The organism is Corallococcus llansteffanensis, from assembly GCF_003612055.1.
Taxonomy (GTDB): Bacteria; Myxococcota; Myxococcia; order Myxococcales; family Myxococcaceae; genus Corallococcus; species Corallococcus llansteffanensis.
The window spans coordinates 1-4,179 of the sequence record NZ_RAWB01000741.1 but is presented as its reverse complement, the minus strand read 5'-3'; the positions used below and the strand labels follow the sequence as shown (position 1 = coordinate 4,179).

3 protein-coding genes are annotated in these 4,179 nt (G+C 71.8%); 2 read left to right on the top strand and 1 reads right to left on the bottom strand.

From position 1 onward, the window contains the following. Window positions 1–1,107 (top strand): GNAT family N-acetyltransferase (locus tag D7V93_RS39320; RefSeq protein WP_147451578.1); only part of this gene is annotated, 1,107 nt, incomplete at its 5' end. Between the two features lie 113 nt (window positions 1,108–1,220). Beyond that, complete coding sequence (locus D7V93_RS39315; protein ID WP_120648178.1) at window positions 1,221–1,916, top strand: suppressor of fused domain protein; 696 nt, start codon at window positions 1,221–1,223, stop codon at window positions 1,914–1,916. On the opposite strand, the gene D7V93_RS39310 is transcribed toward D7V93_RS39315, so the two are convergent. Further along, window positions 1,917–3,941, bottom strand: a complete 2,025-nt coding sequence (locus tag D7V93_RS39310) for an ATP-binding protein (protein ID WP_120648177.1) — start codon at window positions 3,939–3,941, stop codon at window positions 1,917–1,919. Window positions 3,942–4,179: the final 238 nt, after the last annotated feature.

Genomic DNA, 4,179 nt, shown 5'->3' with positions numbered 1-4,179 from the left:
CCCCCCTTCGTGCGCCACGCGTGGCTGTCCGCCATGGAGGAGAGCGGCAGCGCCACCGAGGACACCGGCTGGGCGCCCCACCACCTGACGCTGTGGCGGGGGCCGAAGCTCGTCGCCGCCGCGCCCGCCTACCTCAAGTTCCACAGCATGGGCGAGTACATCTACGACTTCGGCTGGGCCAACGCCGCCGCCCAGTTGGGCGTGGAGTACTACCCGAAGCTGCTCGTCGGCGGCCCCCTGTCCCCCGCCACCGTGCCGCGCTTCCTCACCGCCCCGGGCGAGGACGCCGCCCCCCTGCGCCGCGCGCTCCTGGAGGCCGCGGTGGCGAGCGCCGAGGACGCGGGCTGCTCGGGCGTCCACGTGCTCTACCCCACGGACGAAGAGGCGGACTTCCTGGAGGAGGCCGGGCTCGCGCGCCGCATCACCCTCCAGTTCCACTGGAAGAACCCGGGCTATCGCAGCTACGACGACTACCTGGCCCGCTTCGACTCCAAGCGCCGCCACCAGCTCAAGCGCGAGCGCGCCGCCGCGGCCACCCAGGGCCTCCAGCTGCGCACCGTGCGGCAGAACGACCTGGGCCCGGAGCACGCCCACCGCGCGTACACCTTCTACACGTCCACCTGCGAGCGCCACGCCTGGGGCCAGGTTCAGCTCACCCCGGGCTTCTTCGAGCGCGTCTTCCGCGACCTGCCCCACGCGGTGGAGATGGTGGAGGCGGTGAAGGACGGGCACGTCATCGCGGGCGCCTTCAACCTCGTGACCCCGGAGCGGCTCTACGGCCGCTACTGGGGCTGCACGGAGGAGCACCCCTTCCTGCACTTCAACGTCTGCCTCTACCAGTCCGTGGACGACTGCATCCAGACGGGCCGCAAGGTGTTCGAGCCCGGCGCGGGCGGGGAGCACAAGGTGTCGCGCGGCTTCGAGCCCACCGCCGTGCACAGCGCCCACCTGATTTTCGACAAGCGCCTGGACAAGGCCGTGCGGGGCTTCCTGCGCATGGAGCGCCAGCGGCTGGCACCCGCGGTGGAGGAGGCCGAGCGCATCTGCGGCCTCAAGCCCTGGAACCCCGTGACGCCGCCCGTGACGCCGCCCGAAACGCCCCCCTAGACGCCCGGAGTTCCCGGGTCGAACTGAACGTCTGTCCGCCAGCCCACCGGTCGGAAGCCGACGGCGCTCGGTTGAAGTTGTGAAATCGGGGTGAACCTCTAGAGTCCGCCCCCATGAAAGTCCCGGAGACAGAGGAAGACTTCATCCAGTGGTACGAAGACTGCTGGGCCGACCGTGACGAGGTGGAGTACCCGAAGCTGTTCGGTGCCATCAGCGAGGACGTCATCCTCCTGGAAGGCACCGGCGTGCTGGAGGGGTGGCTGGAGAGCGAGTTGAGCCAGGGTCAGACGCTGGACCCCAACTGGCTCCCCATGGGCGTGCGCGTGGCGCCCCCCAGCCCCGAGTACCCCTACTGGACCTACGTGACGTCCGGCCTGTCCAACCCCTTCACGGTCTCGCCCGGCGAGGAGGTCGCGGAGTCCGGCCCCAGCGGCCTGGGCTACGAGATGGTCATCCACACGCCCGAGGAGGAGCGTTGGCCGGTGCTGCGCCTCTTGGACATGATGGCCTACAACCTCGTGTGCGCGCGGCTGTTCGCCATGGGGCACCGCTACCCGGTGGACGGCACCCTCACCGGCGGCGAGACGAAGCTCGCGGGCTTCGTGTTCGTGAAGGACGCGACGCGGCCCAGCCACTTCACCCTGCCCAGCGGTCAGGTGGAGCTGCTCACGCTGGTGGGCGTGACGAAGAACGAGATGGCCTTCTCGCGCTCCAACGGCATGGACAAGCTGATGCAGAAGCTGGCGGATCCGACGAAGCCGGGCGCCGAGTACATCACCCGGCCGGAGCGTGACGAGGTGAAGCTGTAGTCAGGGCGTCGTCGCCAGCCGCCGCGCGCCCCCGGTGCGCGGCGGCGAGGCCTCCACCAGCGCGTGCAGCAGCCCCGGCTCGAAGGGCTTCTCGATGCGCGGCAGGGGCACCCCCTGGAGGAAGGCGCGGGCGCGTTCGGTGAAGCTGCCGCCCGTCATGAACACGAACCGGGACAGCACCTCCGGCTGGCGCCGCGCCAGCTCCGCGTGCACGTCCATCCCGGTCAGGTCCGCCATCATCAGGTCGCAGAAGACGCGGTCGAAGTCGTCGTCCTGCTCCAGCAGCGCCAGCGCCTCGCGGCCGCTGTGGGCCACCACCACGTCGTGCTGCCGGCCGAGGATGCGCCGCAGCACCGAGGTGAGCTGCGGCTCGTCGTCCACCACCAGCACGCGCTTGCGCTGGGGGCTTTCCGCATCCCGCACCGCGGGCGGGCGCGGGTGCGCCACGGTCTCCGCGACGGGCAGCCGCACCTGGAACGTGCTGCCCATGCCGGGGATGCTGGTGGCCGTCAGCTCGCCGTGCATGCTGCGCACGAGCCCCAGGCAGATGGACAGCCCCAGGCCGGAGCCCTCGCCCACGGGGCGCGTGGTGAAGAACGGCTCGAAGGCGCGCTGGAGCACCTCCGGCGTCATGCCCAGGCCGGTGTCGGACACCTCCGCCAGCACCCACGCGCCCTCGCGGCGGGTGGTGAGCGTCACCCGGTGACGGTCGAAGTCGCCGGCGGGAATGGCGTGCGCGGCGTTGATGAGCAGGTGCAGGAACACCTGGCCCAGGCGCGCCTCGTGGGCCAGCGCGTGGGGCACCTGCCCGAAGGAGCGCTCCACCTGGGCCCGGCTGCGCAGGTGCGTCATGGCCATGGAGACGCCGAACTCCAGCGCCGTGTGCACGTCCACCGGCGACAGGCGCAGCTCATCCGCGCGGGCGAAGGTCTGCAGGTCGCGCACGATGACGCGGATGCGCTCCGCGCCCTCGCGCGCCTCGCGCAGGGCCTCCAGCGCCTCGTCCAGGGCCCCCTGCGCCGCGGGGCCCACGCTGGCGCGGCGGGCGAGCGGCGTCAGCTGCTCCACCGCGAACTGGAGGTTGCCGGCGACGTAGGACAGCGGGTTGTTGATTTCGTGGCCCACCCCGGCGGCGAGCTGCCCCGCCATGGCCAGCTTCTCCGACTGCACCAGCCGCTCGCGCGCGGCCATGAGCTCGTGCGTGCGGCGCTGAGCCAGGGCCTCCGCCTCCAGGCGGCCGGAGTGCTCGCGGGCGAGCAGCGCGTCGCGCTCCGCCTGGACGCGCTTCTTGTCGGTGATGTCGCGCGCGTAGGTGGAGATGTTGCGGCCGCTGGACCAGGTGTGCACCTCGTGCCAGCGGTCCTTCCCGGTGCGCAGCTCGAAGAGGCGGTAGCCCTCCTCGGCGGCCACCTCGCGCAGGGCGCGCTCCAGGGGGGTGCCGGACAGCTCCGGGCACGCCTCCCACAGCACGCGGCGGAAGAGGGCCTCCTGGGTGCGTCCGGTGAGCGCGGCGGCGTTGCGGTTCACGTAGGTGAGGCGCCACTCCGTGTCCACGGTGAAGAAGGCGTCCGGCATGCTCTCCAGCACGTCGCGCACCCAGTCCAGCGTGTCCCGCAGCCCCTCCTCCATCCGCTGGGCGCTGGTCACGTCGCGCAGGCGCACCAACACCCCGTCGCGCAGGGGGACGGCGGTGCTCTGCAACCAGACGTCCCCTTCGGCGAAGTTGTCCGCGCGCGGCTGGCCGGACGCCAACACCTGGCGCAGCACGTCCAGGCGGCCCGCGAGCCCGTCCGGCGTGGACACCTCGCTCAGGCGCCGGCCCCGGAGGAAGGTGGGCTCCTGGCCCAGGGCCCGCGACGCGGCGGGGTTGGCCCACAGCCACTCGAAGTCGAGGATCTCTCCGCTGACGGCGCGCACGGCGCGCAGCACCATGCACGCCTCCGGGTGTTCCCGCTCGGCCTCCTCCAGCGCGGACAGGAGCGTGTCCGGGAGCGGCAGGGGCACGGTCGTGTCGGTCGCGGACATCCATCTCCTCCGGCGCGCCCTGCGGGGATGGAAAACCGCCCCCCGACAGGATTCCCTGCGCGGCCCCGGCCCTTCCCTGCCCCAGGAGCCCGCATGTCGCCACGAATCGCACGGCGGCTCAAGTCAGGGTCCTCCCATACGCGACTTTCACAGCGGTCCTGGATTGCTGATTCCTGTAACGCGGACGGGCGGAGCTGAAACAAGTGCTCCCCCAGTCCGGGGAACGTCGGCACACTCC

Bases quoted from the DNA above. Each gene is read 5' to 3' on its own strand.
- D7V93_RS39310 (WP_120648177.1), bottom strand. From the start codon at position 3,941: ATGTCCGCGACCGACACGACCGTGCCCCTGCCGCTCCCGGACACGCTC.
- D7V93_RS39315 (WP_120648178.1), top strand. From the start codon at position 1,221: ATGAAAGTCCCGGAGACAGAGGAAGACTTCATCCAGTGGTACGAAGAC.